Genomic DNA, 14,542 nt, shown 5'->3' with positions numbered 1-14,542 from the left:
CCGAGGAACGGGCGACACGCCCGACCTCGTGTCGCGGATGTGGGGCGTGAGGAGACCCAAGTACAACAAAGACCTGGGTAAGCGGTGCTCGGCGCCAGGGGTGCGAACGGTGCTCGAACGAGCGCTGCCGTGAACGAGTACCACCAAGACACGAACGCTCGAGAAGAAAGCCGGTCCATGCCCACCATCCAGCAGCTGGTCCGTAAGGGCCGCCACGACAAGGCCTCGAAGGTCACCACAGCGGCGCTCAAGGGAAGTCCGCAGCGCCGCGGAGTGTGCACACGCGTGTACACGACTACTCCGAAGAAGCCCAACTCATCGCTGCGCAAGGTTGCGCGTGTCAAGCTCACCAGCGGTGTCGAGATCACCGCCTACATTCCCGGTGAGGGGCACAACCTGCAGGAGCACTCGATCGTGCTCGTCCGTGGCGGCCGTGTGAAGGACCTCCCCGGCGTCCGCTACAAGATCATTCGCGGTTCGCTCGACACCCAGGGTGTGAAGAACCGCAAGCAGGCTCGCAGCCGGTACGGAGCGAAGAAGGAGAAGAGCTGATGTCCCGCAAGGGTCCCGCCCCCAAGCGGTCAGTCGATTCCGATCCCGTCTACAGTTCGCCTCTGGTTACCCAGCTGGTGAACAAGATCCTGGTGGACGGGAAGCGTTCGCTGGCCGAGCGTGTCGTGTACTCGGCGCTGGAAGGCTGCCGTGAGAAGACCGGCACCGATCCGATCGTGACGCTCAAGCGCGCGTTGGACAACGTCAAGCCCTCGCTGGAGGTGCGCAGCCGCCGTGTCGGTGGCGCGACCTATCAGGTTCCGGTCGAGGTGCGCGCCGGTCGTTCGACCACGCTGGCTCTGCGCTGGGTGGTGCGTTTCGCCCGCCAGCGCCGTGAGAAGACCATGATCGAGCGCCTTACCAACGAGCTGCTCGACGCCAGCAACGGTCTCGGTGCGAGTGTCAAGAAGCGCGAGGACACGCACAAGATGGCGGAGTCGAACAAGGCTTTCGCTCATTATCGGTGGTGACGCCGGGTCGGCTATATTGCCCGCCTCGGCTCACCGATTCGACAGCTTCAGGCTTGCTGTAGGAACGGGGACGAACTCGTGGCACGCGACGTGCTGACCGACCTGACCAAGGTCCGCAACATCGGCATCATGGCCCACATCGACGCGGGCAAGACCACCACGACCGAACGGGTGCTGTACTACACCGGGATCAACTACAAGCTCGGTGAGGTGCACGACGGCGCCGCGACGATGGACTGGATGTCGGAGGAGCAGAAGCGGGGTATCACCATTACCTCGGCTGCTACCACGACGTTCTGGCAACAGCATCAGATCAACCTCATCGACACCCCCGGGCACGTCGACTTCACGGCCGAGGTGGAGCGTTCGCTGCGCGTGCTCGACGGTGCCGTCGCGGTGTTCGACGGCAAGGAGGGGGTCGAGCCCCAGTCCGAGCAGGTTTGGCGCCAGGCGGACAAGTACGGAGTTCCGCGCATCTGCTTCGTCAACAAGATGGACAAGATGGGCGCCGACTTCTACTTCACGCTCGGCACCATCCGGGAGCGGCTCGACGCCAAGCCGTTGGTACTGCAGCTGCCGATCGGTAGCGAGTCCGACTTCGAGGGCGTTGTCGACCTGGTCAGCATGAAGGCGCTGACCTGGCGCGGTGACGTGGCCAAGGGCTCCACGTACGAGATCGAGGAGATCCCCGCGGACCTCGTCGAGACGGCCAAGGAGTACCGCAGCGAGCTGCTCGAGTCCGTCGCGGAGTCCAGCGAGGAGCTGATGGAGGCCTACTTCGGCGGTGAGGAGCTCACCGCCGAGCAGATCAAGCAGGGCGTCCGCACGCTCACGCTGAACCAAGAGGCGTTCCCCGTGATGTGCGGGACGGCGTTCAAGAACAAGGGCGTGCAGCCGATGCTGGACGCCGTGGTCGAGTACCTGCCTTCGCCGCTGGACATCCCCGCCGTGCAGGGCACGCTGCCCGGTTCCGGTGCGGAGACCTCCCGCGAGGCGAGCACCGAGGAGCCGTTCTCCGCGCTGGTGTTCAAGGTCGCCGTCCATCCCTTCTACGGCAAGCTCACCTACGTCCGGGTCTACTCCGGCAAGATCTCGCAGGGCGCTCAGGTGATGAACCCGATCAGGGACCGCAAGGAGCGCATCGGAAAGCTCTTCCAGATGCATTCCAACAAGGAGAACCCGGTCGACGAGGGACAGGCCGGGCACATCTACGCGGTGGTCGGGATGAAGGACACCAGCACCGGTGACACGCTCTGCGATCCGCAGAACCAGGTCATCCTGGAGTCCATGAGTTTCCCGGATCCGGTCATCGAGGTCGCGATCGAACCCAAGACCAAGGCCGACCAGGAAAAGCTGTCGACCTCGATCCAGAAACTCGCCGAAGAGGACCCGACCTTCCAGGTCAAGTACGACGAGGAAAACGGTCAGACCATTGTCAAGGGCATGGGTGAGCTCCACCTCGAGGTCCTGGTCAATCGGATGAAGACCGATTTCAAGGTCGAGGCCAACATCGGCAAGCCGCAGGTCGCCTATCGCGAGACGATCCGCAAGACCGTCGAGAAGCACGAGTTCACCCACAAGAAGCAGACCGGTGGTTCCGGTCAGTTCGCCCGTGTGGTGATCAACCTCGAGCCGATCGAGCAGTCCGCGGAAAGCGCGACCTACGAGTTCGACAACCAGATCACCGGTGGGCGCATCCCCCGCGAGTACATTCCTTCGGTGGACGAAGGTGCCCAGGACGCCATGCAGATCGGTGTGCTGGCGGGCTACCCGATGGTCGGTGTCAAGATGACCTTGGTGGACGGCCAGTACCACGAGGTCGACTCCTCGGAAATGGCGTTCAAGGTCGCCGGTTCGATGGCGATGAAGGAGGCGGCCGCCAAGGCAAGCCCGGCGCTGCTCGAACCGTTGATGGCGGTCGAGACGACGACACCCGAGGAATACATGGGTGAAGTCATCGGCGACCTCAACTCCCGCCGTGGTCACGTTCAGGCCATGGAGGAGCGTGGCGGTTCCCGCGTCGTCAAGGCGTTGGTGCCGCTGTCCGAGATGTTCGGATACGTGGGCGATCTGCGTTCCAAGACGCAGGGCCGCGCGAACTACTCGATGGTGTTCGACTCCTACGGCGAGGTTCCGGCGAACGTGGCCAAGGAGATCATCGCGAAGGCTACGGGGGAGTAACTCCGTCGTAGTCCGATATCGGTCCACGTCCGAGCTCCAGGGGTGGACCGGTGTCACAACCCGACAGGACTCCGCCCGATACGTGGTCCCCGCGCGGGAGGGCGCGCGGTCGGAGCTCGTCGTACGGCGGAAATGATGACGAGTCCAGGAGGACATTCCAGTGGCGAAGGCGAAGTTCGAGAGGGACAAGCCGCACGTCAACATCGGGACCATCGGTCACGTTGACCACGGCAAAACCACCCTGACCGCGGCTATCACCAAGGTCCTGCACGACAACCACCCGGACCTGAACCCCTACACGCCTTTCGAGGACATCGACAAGGCGCCGGAGGAGAAGGACCGCGGGATCACGATTCAGATCGCGCACGTCGAGTACCAGACCGAGGCGCGGCACTACGCCCACGTGGACGCTCCGGGCCACGCGGACTACGTGAAGAACATGATCACCGGTGCCGCCCAGATGGACGGTGCGATCCTGGTTGTGGCTGCGACCGACGGTCCGATGCCGCAGACCCGTGAGCACGTGCTGCTCGCCAAGCAGGTCGGCGTGCCGTACATCCTCGTCGCCCTGAACAAGGCCGACATGGTCGACGACGAGGAGATCATGGACCTCGTCGAGATGGAGGTCCGCGAGCTGCTCAGCGAGCAGGACTTCCCCGGTGACGACGTTCCGATCATCCGGGTCTCCGCACTCAAGGCGCTCGAGGGCGACGCCGAGTGGGGCCAGAAGATCATGGAGCTGCTCAACGCGGTGGACGCCAGCGTCCCGGACCCGACCCGGGCCACCGACCAGTCGTTCCTGATGCCGGTGGAGGACGTCTTCTCCATCACCGGTCGCGGGACCGTGGTCACCGGCCGTGTCGAGCGCGGTGTCATCAAGGTGAACGAAGAGGTCGAGATGGTCGGCATCAAGGACAAGCCGATCAAGACCACCGTCACCGGTGTCGAGATGTTCCGCAAGCTGCTCGACCAGGGTCAGGCCGGCGACAACGTCGGTCTGCTGCTGCGCGGTGTCAAGCGCGAGGACGTCGAGCGCGGTATGGTCGTCATCAAGCCGGGGACGACCACCCCGCACACCGAGTTCGAGGCACAGGTCTACATCCTGTCCAAGGACGAGGGCGGTAGGCACACGCCGTTCTTCAACAACTACCGTCCGCAGTTCTACTTCCGTACCACCGACGTGACCGGTGTGGTGACCCTGCCCGAGGGCACCGAGATGGTCATGCCCGGTGACAACACGGAGATGTCCGTGCAGCTCATCCAGCCCATCGCGATGGAGGAAGGGCTGCGTTTCGCGATCCGCGAGGGCGGCCGCACGGTCGGCGCGGGCCGCGTCATCAAGGTCAACAAGTGACGGGCGGGGGTTCCGTCCGGTGAGCACCGGTTCGGAACCCCCACCCCCGGTTCGGGGTGGCACATCCGGTGTGTCACCCTGAATGGGTTGCCTCTCAGGGCGGCTGGACCGAGGCGACGAACCCGTGAACTCGGGATCGTGATTCGGCCCGGCCGCCCTGATGTGGGCACGCCGTGCCCGTGATTCACTTCGCGGACCGGCGTTCCGGTTGCGCGGGTGCCGCCGGACAGACGTTCCGGCCGGGGCCGATATAGGTGGCAACCCGAGGTGTACGGATCCCTGCGGATCCATCTCATCGGCGTGGATCGATGGGACCGGTTTGCATCGCGTGGGCGACACGCCCGACCGCGTGTACCGGGCACCCAGACACCTGAACAGGGGCGGGCTGCGGACCGTGGCGCCGCGCTGTGAGATAGCCGGACGCGTGTGTTCCACACGTGCTCGCGGGCGAAAAAGCAGCGACGTCGGGTCTACGCACCGCGCTAGGTACTAGCGGCACGAGACTAGAGGAACGGCAAGCCACTATGGCGGGACAAAAGATCCGCATCCGGCTCAAGGCCTACGACCACGAGGCGATCGACGCGTCCGCGCGTAAGATCGTCGAGACCGTGACGCGCACCGGCGCTTCGGTTGTCGGGCCGGTGCCGCTGCCCACCGAGAAGAACGTCTACTGCGTTATCCGCTCCCCGCACAAGTACAAGGACTCGCGGGAGCACTTCGAGATGCGCACGCACAAGCGGCTCATCGACATCGTCGAGCCGACGCCGAAGACGGTGGATGCGCTCATGCGCATCGATCTTCCGGCCAGTGTCGATGTGAATATCCAGTGAGCGGTCGACGCGCATTCGGTTCAGTGACAGGCGGCGGAGAGAACGAGAGCCATGTCTGAAAGGCAGATGAAGGGGATTCTGGGCACCAAGCTCGGGATGACCCAGGTCTTCGACGACTCCAACCGGGTGGTCCCGGTGACGGTCGTGCAGGCCGGGCCCAACCTGATTACCCAGGTCCGTACCAAGGAGAACGACGGTTACCAGGCCGTCCAGCTGGCGTTCGGCGCCATCGATCCGCGCAAGGTGAGCAAGCCGCGCAGCGGCCAGTTCGCCAAGGCGGGTGTGACGCCGCGGCGTCACCTGGTCGAGCTGCGCACCTCGGATGCCAAGGACTACGAACTCGGTCAGGAGCTGACCGCTGACGTGTTCGAGTCCGGCGCGAACGTGGACGTGGTCGGTACCAGCAAGGGCAAGGGTTTCGCCGGTACGGTCAAGCGCTACGGCTTCGCCCGTCAGGGGCAGAGCCACGGTACGCAGGCCGTGCACCGTAAGCCCGGCTCCATCGGTGGTTGCGCTTACCCCGCACGGGTGTTCAAGGGCAAGAAGATGCCGGGTCGCATGGGCGGCAAGCGCGTGACCACCCAGAACCTCAAGGTGCACCGGGTCGACGACGAGTCCGGATTGCTGCTGATCAAGGGAGCGATCCCCGGGCCGAACGGCGGCCTCGTGCTGGTCAAGAGCTCTACGAAGGGTGGTGCGTGATGGCCGCTAAGCTCGACGTCCGCACACCGGACGGGAACACCGACGGGCAGGTCGACCTGCCGGCGGAGCTGTTCGACGCGAAGGCGAACGTGCCGCTGATGCACCAGGTCGTCACGGCTCAGCTGGCCGCGGCCCGCCAGGGAACGCACTCCGTCAAGACCCGCGGTGAGGTCGCAGGCGGCAGCAAGAAGCCCTACCGGCAGAAGGGCACCGGTAACGCTCGGCAGGGCTCGATCCGTGCCCCGCAGTTCGTCGGTGGCGGCACCGTGCACGGGCCCACCCCGAGGGACTACTCGCAGCGCACCCCCAAGAAGATGAAGGCGGCCGCGCTGCGCAGTGCGTTGTCCGACCGTGCCCGCGCCGGCCAGGTACACGTCGTCACCGAGGTGACGGGCGGCGAGAAGCCGTCCACCAAGGAAGCCAAAGCGACGCTGCGGGGTGTGACCGACGCCAGGCGTGTGCTGGTGGTGCTCAACAGCACCGAGGAGACCGCATGGCTGAGCCTGCGGAACCTGCCTCACGTGCATGTCCTCGACCCCGGTCAGCTGAACACCTACGACGTGTTGGTCAACGACGACGTCGTGTTCAGCAAGGGGGCCTTCGAGCGCTTCGTCGCCGAGCGGTCGCCGAAGCGCTCGGCCAAGACCGCGGTCACCCCCGACGCGACTTCGAGTCAGGCTGAGGAGGCAGACCAGTGATCCCCGATCCGCGAGACATCCTGATCGCGCCGGTGATCTCCGAGAAGAGCTACGCACTGCTTTCGGAGAACCAGTACACGTTCCTGGTCCGCCCGAGCTCGAACAAGACCGAGATCAAGATCGCGGTCGAGAAGATCTTCGGCGTGCAGGTCAAGAGTGTCAACACGATCAACCGACAGGGCAAGCGCAAGCGCACCCGCACGGGCTTCGGCAAGCGCAAGGACACCAAGCGGGCGATCGTGACGCTGTCCCCCGATAGCAAGCCGATCGAGATCTTCGGCGGCCAGACCGCCTGAACCGGGCGGTAGAGGGCACGTCGAAGGAGACTGAGGACTGCGATAGAGATGGGCATTCGCAAGTACAAGCCGACGACCGCGGGTCGTCGCGGTTCGAGCGTGGCCGATTTCTCCGAGATCACCCGATCTCATCCGGAGAAGTCGCTGGTCCGTCCGCTGCACGGTAAGGGCGGCCGGAACGGACACGGCAGGATCACCACTCGTCACCAGGGTGGCGGTCACAAGCGTGCGTACCGCGTGATCGATTTCCGTCGGAACGACAAGGACGGTGTGCCGGCCAAGGTCGCCCACATCGAATACGACCCCAACCGCAGTGCGCGTATCGCGCTGCTGCACTACAGGGACGGCGAGAAGCGCTACATCATCGCCCCGGACAAGGTCCGCCAGGGCGACATGGTGGAGAGCGGTCCGCGTGCCGACATCAAGCCGGGCAACAACCTGCCGATGCGCAACATCCCCACCGGCACCGTGATTCACGGGATCGAGCTGCGGCCGGGCGGCGGGGCGAAGATCGCGCGTTCGGCGGGCACCAGGGTCCAGCTGGTGGCCAAGGAAGGTCCGTACGCCCAGCTGCGGATGCCCTCGGGCGAGATCCGCAACGTCGACGTGCGCTGCCGGGCCACGGTGGGCGAGGTCGGCAACTCCGAGCACTCCAACATCAACTGGGGTAAGGCGGGGCGTAGCCGCTGGAAGGGCAGGCGTCCCACTGTTCGCGGTGTCGTCATGAACCCGATCGACCACCCGCACGGCGGTGGTGAGGGACGTACCTCCGGTGGCCGGCACCCGGTCAACCCGAAGGGCAAGCCCGAGGGCCGCAGTCGCCGAAGCAAGCCCAGTGACAAGCTCATCGTTCGGCGCCGCCGCACCGGCAAGAAGAAGCGGCGCTGAGCAGGGAGGTAACGACCGATGCCACGTAGCCTGAAGAAGGGCCCGTTCGTGGACGACCACCTGCTCAAAAAGGTGGACGCTCTGAACGAGTCCAACAAGAAGACGGTGATCAAGACCTGGTCGCGCCGGTCCACGGTCATTCCGGACATGGTGGGGCACACGATCGCCGTCCACGACGGCCGCAAGCACGTGCCGGTGTTCATCAGCGAGAACATGGTTGGACACAAGCTCGGCGAGTTCGCACCGACCCGTACTTTCAAGGGTCACGTCAAGGACGACCGGAAGTCTCGCCGCCGCTGAGCGGGTTTGTGACACGAACGAGCCGGGTCGTCGAACCAGTCTGGCGACCCGGGGCAAAGGGGTAACAGGATGAATGCCCGTACCGACGACAGTGCCGCGGAAAACCCGCGTGCGGTGGCGCGGGCCCGCTTCGTCCGCGTGGCGCCGATGAAGGCGCGCCGCGTGGTCGATCTCATCAGGGGCCGTAGCGCCAGTGAAGCCCTGGACGTGCTCAAATTCGCTCCGCAGACCGCCAGCGGTCAGGTGTCGAAGGTGCTCGCCAGTGCGATGGCCAACGCGGAGAACAACAACGCGCTCGATCCGAGCACGCTGTGGGTGCACCGCGCGTATGTGGACGAGGGCCCGACGCTGAAGCGGTTCCGTCCGCGCGCCCAGGGCCGCGCCTTCCGTATCCGGAAGCGGACCAGCCACATCACGGTCGAGGTCGAGTCGCGCCAGCCGAAGGGGCAGGGCAAGTCTCGTAAGCGCAGCCAGAAGGGGAGTGCCCGGTAGTGGGTCAGAAGATCAACCCGCACGGCTTCCGGCTCGGCATCACCACGGACTGGAAGTCTCGCTGGTACGCCGACAAGCAGTACGCGGAGTACGTCGCGGAGGACGTCAAGATCCGCCGTCATCTCTCCCGCGGGATGGAACGCGCCGGGATCTCCAAGGTCGAGATCGAGCGCACCCGTGAGCGGGTGAGGGTGGACATTCACACCGCCCGTCCGGGGATCGTCATCGGCCGGCGTGGTGCCGAGGCGGACCGGATTCGCGGTTCGTTGGAGAAGCTGACCGGCAAGCAGGTTCAGCTCAACATCCTCGAGGTCAAGAACTCCGAGGCCGATGCCCAGCTGGTCGCGCAGGGCATCGCCGAGCAGCTGTCCAACCGGGTGTCCTTCCGCAGGGCGATGCGCAAGGGCATCCAGTCGGCCATGCGCTCGTCCCAGGTCAAGGGGATCAGGGTGCAGTGCAGCGGCAGGCTCGGCGGGGCCGAGATGTCCCGTTCGGAGTTCTACCGTGAGGGTCAGGTGCCGCTGCACACGCTGCGTGCGGACATGGACTACGGGTTCTTCGAGGCCCGTACGACCTTCGGCCGTATCGGTGTGAAGGTCTGGATCTACAAGGGCGAGCTCATCGGCGGCCTGAAGCAGAAGCAGCAGGAGTCCGAGGTGCGCCCGCCGCGCGGTGAGGGCGGCGGCGGCCGCGAGGGTGGCCGTGGTGGCCGCTCTGAGCGCGGTGGCCGGCGTCGTTCGGGTGCCTCCGGCACGACGAACGTGGGTACCGAGAGCGGCCGTGCCGCGAAGGGCGGCTCGAAGTCCGGAGGATCCTCGGAGAGCCCGCAGCAGGAGCAGACGGCGACGGACGCCGCCGTCGAGAACGCTCCGGCTGTCAGCGAGCCGCACGCTGAACAGAAGACGGAGGACTGAGACGTGCTCGTCCCACGCAAGGTCAGGTGGCGCAAGAGCCACGCGCCGAAGCGTAAGGGCTTCGCCAAGGGCGGCACCCGGATCAACTTCGGCGAGTACGGCATCCAAGCGCTGGAACAAGCCTACGTGACGAACCGGCAGATCGAATCGGCACGTATCGCGATCACCCGGCACGTCAAGCGTGGTGGCAAGGTCTGGATCAACATTTTCCCGGACCGCCCGCTGACGAAGAAGCCCGCCGAAACCCGCATGGGTTCGGGCAAGGGTTCGCCGGAATACTGGATCGCGAACGTCAAGCCGGGTCGGATCGTATTCGAGCTGAACTACCCGAACGAGAAAATCGCTTACGAGGCACTGAGGCGCGCGGTCCACAAGCTTCCTATGAAGTGCAAGATCGTGTCCCGCGAGGGTGGTGACTTCTGATGGCGGCTGGTGTCACCGCTACGGAGCTCCGGGAACTCAACGACGAGGAGCTCGTTTCCCGGTTGCGAGAGTCGAAGGAAGAACTGTTCAACCTTCGTTTCCAGATGGCGACTGGGCAGTTGCAGAACAACCGACGGTTGCGCGTCGTTCGCAGGGACATTGCTCGGATCTACACGATCATGCGTGAACGTGAGCTGGGCCTGTCGGTGTCTCCTGAGGGCGCCGAGGAGGGCGCGGCATGAGCGAAACAGTGACCCAAGAGCAGAATCAACAGCGCAACCAGCGCAAGACCCGCGAGGGCCACGTCGTCTCGTCCAAGATGGACAAGACGATCGTGGTGGCTCTCGAGGACCGTAAGAAGCACCCGCTCTACGGCAAGATCATGCGCAAGACCACCAAGGTCAAGGCGCACGACGAGAACAACGAAGCGGGCGTCGGCGACCGGGTGTTGTTGATGGAGACTCGTCCGCTGTCGGCAACGAAGCGTTGGCGACTGGTCGAGATCCAGGAGAAGGCCAAGTAACGCCACCTGCGGGGGGCGGCAACGAAGCCCCCCGCAGGTTGTTGTGACCGCGCATGCCGGGTCGGAAATCGGGCATGCCAGAGTGTCTCCGCGCACGAGGTGCGGAAACTTAGGGTCAGGAGTAAACGTGATCCAGCAGGAGTCGCGACTGCGAGTCGCCGACAACACCGGGGCCAAGGAGATCCTCACGATCCGGGTCCTCGGTGGGTCGGGTCGACGCTACGCGGGCATCGGTGACGTGGTGGTGGCCACGGTCAAGGAGGCCATTCCGGCCGCCGGCGTCCGGCGTGGCGATGTGGTCAAGGCGGTAATCGTCCGCCAGAAGAAGGAAAAGCGTCGTCCGGACGGTTCCTACATCCGTTTCGACGAGAACGCCGCCGTCCTGATCAGGCCGGGCGGCGACCCGCGCGGTACCCGTATCTTCGGACCCGTCGGGCGCGAGCTGCGTGACAAGAAGTTCATGAAGATCATCTCGCTCGCGCCGGAGGTGCTGTGATGAAGGTGAAGAAGGGCGACACGGTCGTCGTTACCGCCGGAAAGGACAAGGGCGCCAGGGGCAAGGTCATCCAGGCTTTCCCCAACCGGGAGCGTGTGCTGGTCGAGGGTGTGAACCAGATCAAGAAGCACACTCGGGTCTCCCGGACCGAACGGGGCGCGCAGTCCGGCGGCATCGTGACGCAGGAAGCGCCGATCCACGTCAGCAACGTGATGGTCCTGGACTCGGACGGCAAGCCCACTCGCGTTGGTTATCGCACCGGCGAGGACGGCAAGAAGGTTCGGATCTCTCGCCGCAACGGTAAGGACATCTAACTCGTGACCACCACGGAGAAGAACACCGAGAGGAATGTCCCGCGGCTGAAGGCCCGCTACCGCGACGAGATCGTCCCGGCCCTGAACGAGGAATTCGGGTACTCCAACCCGATGCTGGTTCCGGGTATGGTCAAGGTCGTCGTCAACATGGGTGTGGGCGATGCCGCGCGGGACAGCAAGCTGATCGAGGGTGCCGTCCGCGATCTCGCGATCATCACCGGTCAGCGTGCGGAAGTACGCAAGGCGCGCAAGTCCATCGCGCAGTTCAAGGTCCGCGAGGGCATGCCGATCGGCGCACGGGCGACTCTGCGCGGTGCGCGGATGTGGGAGTTCATCGATCGCCTGATCTCGATTTCCCTGCCGCGTATCCGTGATTTCCGGGGCTTGTCGCCGAAGCAGTTCGACGGTAACGGCAACTACACGTTTGGTCTCAACGACCAGTCGATGTTCCACGAGATCGATCAGGACTCGATCGACCGGGCGCGTGGTATGGACATCACGGTAGTGACAACGGCCACCACCGACGAAGAAGGCAGGTCGCTGCTGCGGCAGCTTGGCTTCCCGTTCCGGGAACAGTGACTCGTGGCCGTCGCTGCGGATCGAGACTAGGAGAACTGAGCCGATGGCCAAGAAAGCACTGATAAACAAGGCGGCACGCAAGCCGAAATTCCGGGTGCGTGGCTACACTCGTTGCCAGCGTTGCGGGCGTTCCCGCGCGGTCCTTCGCAAATTCGGCCTTTGCCGGATCTGCTTCCGCGAGATGGCCCACAGCGGCGAGCTGCCGGGGATCAGCAAGTCTTCCTGGTGAGGTCGTGACGACGGGACGACCCCTGTGCAGGGTGTCTCGTCGGGCCCTCCGAACCAGTGGCGGCAGCCCGGCAACAGGCTCGCGACGACAACGGTCCGCTCGTACTCGGAACGCGGTTCCGAGCGTGCGGAGCCAGTATCCCCGACTTCGTTTAGGCCAGGATCCAGACCGCGTTCACCGAACCGCGTTCATCGGATCGTGCGGGAAACGCGGTATCCGGGTCCGGGGAACCGAACGAGAAAGGTTGACAAGGTCACCATGACGATGACCGATCCGATCGCAGACATGTTGACACGTCTGCGCAACGGGAGTCGCGCTTACCACGACGAGATCGTGATGCCGCACTCCAAGATCAAGTCGAATATCGCCGACATTCTTCAACGCGAGGGCTACGTGGCCGGCTCTCGCGTGCAGGACGGTTCCAAGACCAAGGAACTGGTCGTGGAACTCAAGTACGGGCCCAACCGCGAGAAGTCCATTACCGGGCTGCGCCGGGTTTCCAAGCCCGGGCTGCGGGTGTATGCCAAGTCCACGAACCTGCCGAAGGTTCTGGGGGGGCTCGGCATCGCCATCATCTCGACGTCGAGCGGTCTGCAGACGGACCGGCAAGCGATGCGGAATGGTGTGGGCGGGGAAGTCCTCGCCTACGTCTGGTGAAGGAGGAGACTACGGTATGTCGCGCATCGGTAAGTTGCCGATCACCGTTCCCTCCGGCGTCGAGGTCGATATCGACGGCCAGGCGGTTACGGTGAACGGTCCCAAGGGAAAACTGCACCAGCGTATTTCCGAGCCGATCTGGGTCGAGAAGGACTCCGACGGTTCGCTGCTGGTCAAGCGTCCGGACAACGAGCGGGCCAATCGCTCGCTGCACGGCCTTTCGCGCAGCCTGATCAACAACATGGTCCTCGGGGTCAGCCAGGGCTTCCAGAAGGACCTCGAGATCCAGGGCGTGGGTTACCGCGTGGTCCAGAAGGGCGAGAGTCTCGAGTTCTCGCTGGGGTACAGCCATCCGGTGGTCATGGAGCCCCCGAAGGGAATCGAGTTCGCCACGGACGGTCCGGCGAAGCTGTCGGTCAAGGGCGTCGACAAGCAGCTCGTCGGAGAGGTAGCCGCCAGGATTCGCAAGCTGCGCCTGCCCGAGCCCTACAACGGTAAGGGCGTGCGTTACGCGGGTGAGACCATTCGCCGCAAGGTCGGGAAGACGGGTAAGTGACCATGAGCGAGAGCACCACAGCCACCAGGAAGCGCAAGCCGGTGGGCAAGAGCATCGCGACCGTGCGTCGCCGTGCCCGCACCCAGCGGCACGTCCGGATTCGCAAGAAGATCAGCGGCACGCCTCAGCGCCCCCGTCTGGTCGTCAGCCGTTCGACACGGCACATCGTCGCGCAGGTCATCGACGACACGATCGGACACACCCTGGCGTCGGCCACCACGCTGGAGGCCGGTTTGCGCACGTTCGAGGGCGACAAGAAGGCCAAGGCCACACGGGTCGGCGAGCTGGTCGCCGAGCGTGCGAGCCAAGCAGGGATCGAGAAGGTGGTTTTCGACCGTGGCGGCCACGCCTACCACGGCCGCGTAGCCGCCCTCGCGGACGCTGCGCGCGGCGGCGGTCTGGAGTTCTGAGAAGTGCGCAATAACCACATCGTCGTCGTACGAAGGATGACAGCACGTAACGGAAGGGACGCCTGATGCCTGGACGCACTCGGCGTGAAGGCGGTTCGGAATCCGGCGGCAAAGACCGCAAGGACCGCCGCGACGGTGGCCGTGGCGGGGCGGCCCAGGAAAAATCCCCGCAGTTCGAGCGTGTCGTGACCATCAACAGGGTCGCGAAGGTCGTCAAGGGCGGTAGGCGTTTCAGCTTCACCGCGCTGGTCGTCTGTGGCGACGGTGACGGCCTCGTCGGCGTCGGCTACGGCAAGGCCAAGGAAGTGCCTTCCGCCATCGCCAAGGGAGTCGAGGAAGCCAAGAAGAACTTCTTCCGTGTTCCGCGAGTCGCCGGCACGATCACTCACCCGGTGCAGGGCGAGGACGCCGCGGGCAAGGTGCTGCTGCGCCCGGCCAGTCCGGGTACCGGTGTCATCGCCGGTGGTCCCGTCCGCGCGGTGCTGGAGTGCGCGGGCGTGCACGACGTGCTGAGCAAGTCGTTGGGCAGCGGTAACTCGCTCAACATCGTGCAGGCGACCATCACGGCGCTGAGGGAACTGCAGCGCCCCGAGGAGGTCGCCGCTCGGCGCGGTCTGCCGCTGGAGGACGTCGCTCCGGCCCGGATGCTGCGTCAGCGCGCGGGTCAGGAGGTCTGAA

General features: G+C 64.9%; 23 protein-coding genes. All 23 read left to right on the top strand.

Going from position 1 to position 14,542, the window contains the following annotated elements; translation table 11 throughout:
• Positions 1–177: 177 nt before the first annotated feature.
• The 23 genes from rpsL to rpsE all read left to right on the top strand — a co-directional run bounded on the left by rpsL (position 178) and on the right by rpsE (position 14,541).
• Positions 178–552, top strand: coding sequence for a 30S ribosomal protein S12 (gene rpsL, locus FHR84_RS09290; RefSeq protein ID WP_017976813.1), 375 nt, complete (start codon positions 178–180; stop codon positions 550–552).
• A complete protein-coding gene (gene rpsG, locus FHR84_RS09285) occupies positions 552–1,022 on the top strand; it encodes a 30S ribosomal protein S7 (RefSeq protein ID WP_017976812.1) in 471 nt (156 codons plus the stop codon). The genes rpsL and rpsG overlap by 1 nt, the downstream gene beginning before the upstream one ends.
• A gap of 78 nt (positions 1,023–1,100) precedes the next feature.
• Positions 1,101–3,203 (top strand): elongation factor G, encoded by a 2,103-nt coding sequence (gene fusA / locus FHR84_RS09280; RefSeq protein ID WP_179535074.1) that lies wholly within the window; start codon positions 1,101–1,103, stop codon positions 3,201–3,203.
• A 160-nt stretch (positions 3,204–3,363) separates the two neighbouring features.
• Complete coding sequence (gene tuf / locus FHR84_RS09275) at positions 3,364–4,557, top strand: elongation factor Tu (RefSeq protein ID WP_179535073.1); 1,194 nt, start codon at positions 3,364–3,366, stop codon at positions 4,555–4,557.
• A 524-nt stretch (positions 4,558–5,081) separates the two neighbouring features.
• Positions 5,082–5,387, top strand: a complete 306-nt coding sequence (gene rpsJ / locus FHR84_RS09270) for a 30S ribosomal protein S10 (RefSeq protein ID WP_017976809.1) — start codon at positions 5,082–5,084, stop codon at positions 5,385–5,387.
• 51 nt (positions 5,388–5,438) lie between these two features.
• Positions 5,439–6,089 (top strand): 50S ribosomal protein L3, encoded by a 651-nt coding sequence (gene rplC, locus FHR84_RS09265; RefSeq protein WP_142078199.1) that lies wholly within the window; start codon positions 5,439–5,441, stop codon positions 6,087–6,089.
• A complete protein-coding gene (rplD, locus tag FHR84_RS09260) occupies positions 6,089–6,787 on the top strand; it encodes a 50S ribosomal protein L4 (RefSeq protein ID WP_179535072.1) in 699 nt (232 codons plus the stop codon). The genes rplC and rplD overlap by 1 nt, the downstream gene beginning before the upstream one ends.
• Positions 6,784–7,083, top strand: a complete 300-nt coding sequence (gene rplW / locus FHR84_RS09255; protein WP_017976806.1) for a 50S ribosomal protein L23 — start codon at positions 6,784–6,786, stop codon at positions 7,081–7,083. Before rplD ends, rplW begins: the two co-directional genes overlap by 4 nt.
• Positions 7,084–7,131: 48 nt before the next feature.
• Positions 7,132–7,971 (top strand): 50S ribosomal protein L2, encoded by an 840-nt coding sequence (gene rplB, locus FHR84_RS09250; protein ID WP_179535071.1) that lies wholly within the window; start codon positions 7,132–7,134, stop codon positions 7,969–7,971.
• 18 nt (positions 7,972–7,989) lie between these two features.
• Positions 7,990–8,271, top strand: a complete 282-nt coding sequence (rpsS, locus tag FHR84_RS09245) for a 30S ribosomal protein S19 (protein ID WP_017976804.1) — start codon at positions 7,990–7,992, stop codon at positions 8,269–8,271.
• Between the two features lie 69 nt (positions 8,272–8,340).
• The gene (rplV, locus tag FHR84_RS09240; protein ID WP_017976803.1) at positions 8,341–8,763 is read left to right on the top strand and encodes a 50S ribosomal protein L22; all 423 of its coding nucleotides are present in this window, start codon (positions 8,341–8,343) and stop codon (positions 8,761–8,763) included.
• A complete protein-coding gene (rpsC, locus tag FHR84_RS09235; protein ID WP_092525977.1) occupies positions 8,763–9,677 on the top strand; it encodes a 30S ribosomal protein S3 in 915 nt (304 codons plus the stop codon). Before rplV ends, rpsC begins: the two co-directional genes overlap by 1 nt.
• A gap of 3 nt (positions 9,678–9,680) precedes the next feature.
• The gene (rplP, locus tag FHR84_RS09230; protein ID WP_017976801.1) at positions 9,681–10,100 is read left to right on the top strand and encodes a 50S ribosomal protein L16; all 420 of its coding nucleotides are present in this window, start codon (positions 9,681–9,683) and stop codon (positions 10,098–10,100) included.
• Positions 10,100–10,342: a 50S ribosomal protein L29 gene (gene rpmC / locus FHR84_RS09225; protein WP_017976800.1), complete on the top strand. Its 243-nt coding sequence runs from the start codon at positions 10,100–10,102 to the stop codon at positions 10,340–10,342. The genes rplP and rpmC overlap by 1 nt, the downstream gene beginning before the upstream one ends.
• Complete coding sequence (gene rpsQ / locus FHR84_RS09220) at positions 10,339–10,623, top strand: 30S ribosomal protein S17 (protein ID WP_179535070.1); 285 nt, start codon at positions 10,339–10,341, stop codon at positions 10,621–10,623. Before rpmC ends, rpsQ begins: the two co-directional genes overlap by 4 nt.
• A gap of 127 nt (positions 10,624–10,750) precedes the next feature.
• Positions 10,751–11,119 carry a 50S ribosomal protein L14 gene (gene rplN, locus FHR84_RS09215; RefSeq protein ID WP_017976798.1) on the top strand — a complete coding sequence of 123 codons (369 nt, stop codon included), beginning with the start codon at positions 10,751–10,753 and terminating at the stop codon, positions 11,117–11,119.
• Positions 11,119–11,433 (top strand): 50S ribosomal protein L24, encoded by a 315-nt coding sequence (gene rplX / locus FHR84_RS09210; protein WP_179535069.1) that lies wholly within the window; start codon positions 11,119–11,121, stop codon positions 11,431–11,433. Before rplN ends, rplX begins: the two co-directional genes overlap by 1 nt.
• Before the next feature lie 3 nt (positions 11,434–11,436).
• The gene (gene rplE / locus FHR84_RS09205) at positions 11,437–12,012 is read left to right on the top strand and encodes a 50S ribosomal protein L5 (RefSeq protein WP_017976796.1); all 576 of its coding nucleotides are present in this window, start codon (positions 11,437–11,439) and stop codon (positions 12,010–12,012) included.
• 43 nt (positions 12,013–12,055) lie between these two features.
• A complete protein-coding gene (locus FHR84_RS09200) occupies positions 12,056–12,241 on the top strand; it encodes a type Z 30S ribosomal protein S14 (RefSeq protein WP_092525981.1) in 186 nt (61 codons plus the stop codon).
• 258 nt (positions 12,242–12,499) lie between these two features.
• Positions 12,500–12,898 (top strand): 30S ribosomal protein S8, encoded by a 399-nt coding sequence (gene rpsH, locus FHR84_RS09195; protein ID WP_179535068.1) that lies wholly within the window; start codon positions 12,500–12,502, stop codon positions 12,896–12,898.
• A 16-nt stretch (positions 12,899–12,914) separates the two neighbouring features.
• On the top strand, positions 12,915–13,454 hold the full coding sequence (gene rplF, locus FHR84_RS09190; protein ID WP_179535067.1) for a 50S ribosomal protein L6: 540 nt from the start codon (positions 12,915–12,917) through the stop codon (positions 13,452–13,454).
• A 2-nt stretch (positions 13,455–13,456) separates the two neighbouring features.
• Positions 13,457–13,864, top strand: a complete 408-nt coding sequence (rplR, locus tag FHR84_RS09185) for a 50S ribosomal protein L18 (protein WP_218862604.1) — start codon at positions 13,457–13,459, stop codon at positions 13,862–13,864.
• Between the two features lie 65 nt (positions 13,865–13,929).
• On the top strand, positions 13,930–14,541 hold the full coding sequence (gene rpsE / locus FHR84_RS09180; protein ID WP_179535066.1) for a 30S ribosomal protein S5: 612 nt from the start codon (positions 13,930–13,932) through the stop codon (positions 14,539–14,541).
• Position 14,542 lies beyond the last annotated feature (1 nt).

It is taken from the genome of Actinopolyspora biskrensis (assembly GCF_013408175.1).
GTDB classification, from domain to species: Bacteria; Actinomycetota; Actinomycetes; order Mycobacteriales; family Pseudonocardiaceae; genus Actinopolyspora; species Actinopolyspora biskrensis.
The sequence above is the reverse complement of the archived record's forward strand: the minus strand, read 5'-3'. Positions and strand labels throughout refer to the sequence as shown.

What these genes read in the sequence shown, in the direction of transcription:
- rpsL (WP_017976813.1), top strand. Translation starts at nt 178, where the DNA reads ATGCCCACCATCCAGCAGCTGGTCCGTAAGGGCCGCCACGACAAGGCC.
- rpsG (WP_017976812.1), top strand. Translation starts at nt 552, where the DNA reads ATGTCCCGCAAGGGTCCCGCCCCCAAGCGGTCAGTCGATTCCGATCCC.
- rpsJ (WP_017976809.1), top strand. Translation starts at nt 5,082, where the DNA reads ATGGCGGGACAAAAGATCCGCATCCGGCTCAAGGCCTACGACCACGAG.
- rplC (WP_142078199.1), top strand. Translation starts at nt 5,439, where the DNA reads ATGTCTGAAAGGCAGATGAAGGGGATTCTGGGCACCAAGCTCGGGATG.
- rplD (WP_179535072.1), top strand. Translation starts at nt 6,089, where the DNA reads ATGGCCGCTAAGCTCGACGTCCGCACACCGGACGGGAACACCGACGGG.
- rplB (WP_179535071.1), top strand. Translation starts at nt 7,132, where the DNA reads ATGGGCATTCGCAAGTACAAGCCGACGACCGCGGGTCGTCGCGGTTCG.
- rpsS (WP_017976804.1), top strand. Translation starts at nt 7,990, where the DNA reads ATGCCACGTAGCCTGAAGAAGGGCCCGTTCGTGGACGACCACCTGCTC.
- rplV (WP_017976803.1), top strand. Translation starts at nt 8,341, where the DNA reads ATGAATGCCCGTACCGACGACAGTGCCGCGGAAAACCCGCGTGCGGTG.
- rpmC (WP_017976800.1), top strand. Translation starts at nt 10,100, where the DNA reads ATGGCGGCTGGTGTCACCGCTACGGAGCTCCGGGAACTCAACGACGAG.
- rpsQ (WP_179535070.1), top strand. Translation starts at nt 10,339, where the DNA reads ATGAGCGAAACAGTGACCCAAGAGCAGAATCAACAGCGCAACCAGCGC.
- rplX (WP_179535069.1), top strand. Translation starts at nt 11,119, where the DNA reads ATGAAGGTGAAGAAGGGCGACACGGTCGTCGTTACCGCCGGAAAGGAC.
- FHR84_RS09200 (WP_092525981.1), top strand. Translation starts at nt 12,056, where the DNA reads ATGGCCAAGAAAGCACTGATAAACAAGGCGGCACGCAAGCCGAAATTC.
- rpsH (WP_179535068.1), top strand. Translation starts at nt 12,500, where the DNA reads ATGACGATGACCGATCCGATCGCAGACATGTTGACACGTCTGCGCAAC.
- rplF (WP_179535067.1), top strand. Translation starts at nt 12,915, where the DNA reads ATGTCGCGCATCGGTAAGTTGCCGATCACCGTTCCCTCCGGCGTCGAG.
- rplR (WP_218862604.1), top strand. Translation starts at nt 13,457, where the DNA reads ATGAGCGAGAGCACCACAGCCACCAGGAAGCGCAAGCCGGTGGGCAAG.
- rpsE (WP_179535066.1), top strand. Translation starts at nt 13,930, where the DNA reads ATGCCTGGACGCACTCGGCGTGAAGGCGGTTCGGAATCCGGCGGCAAA.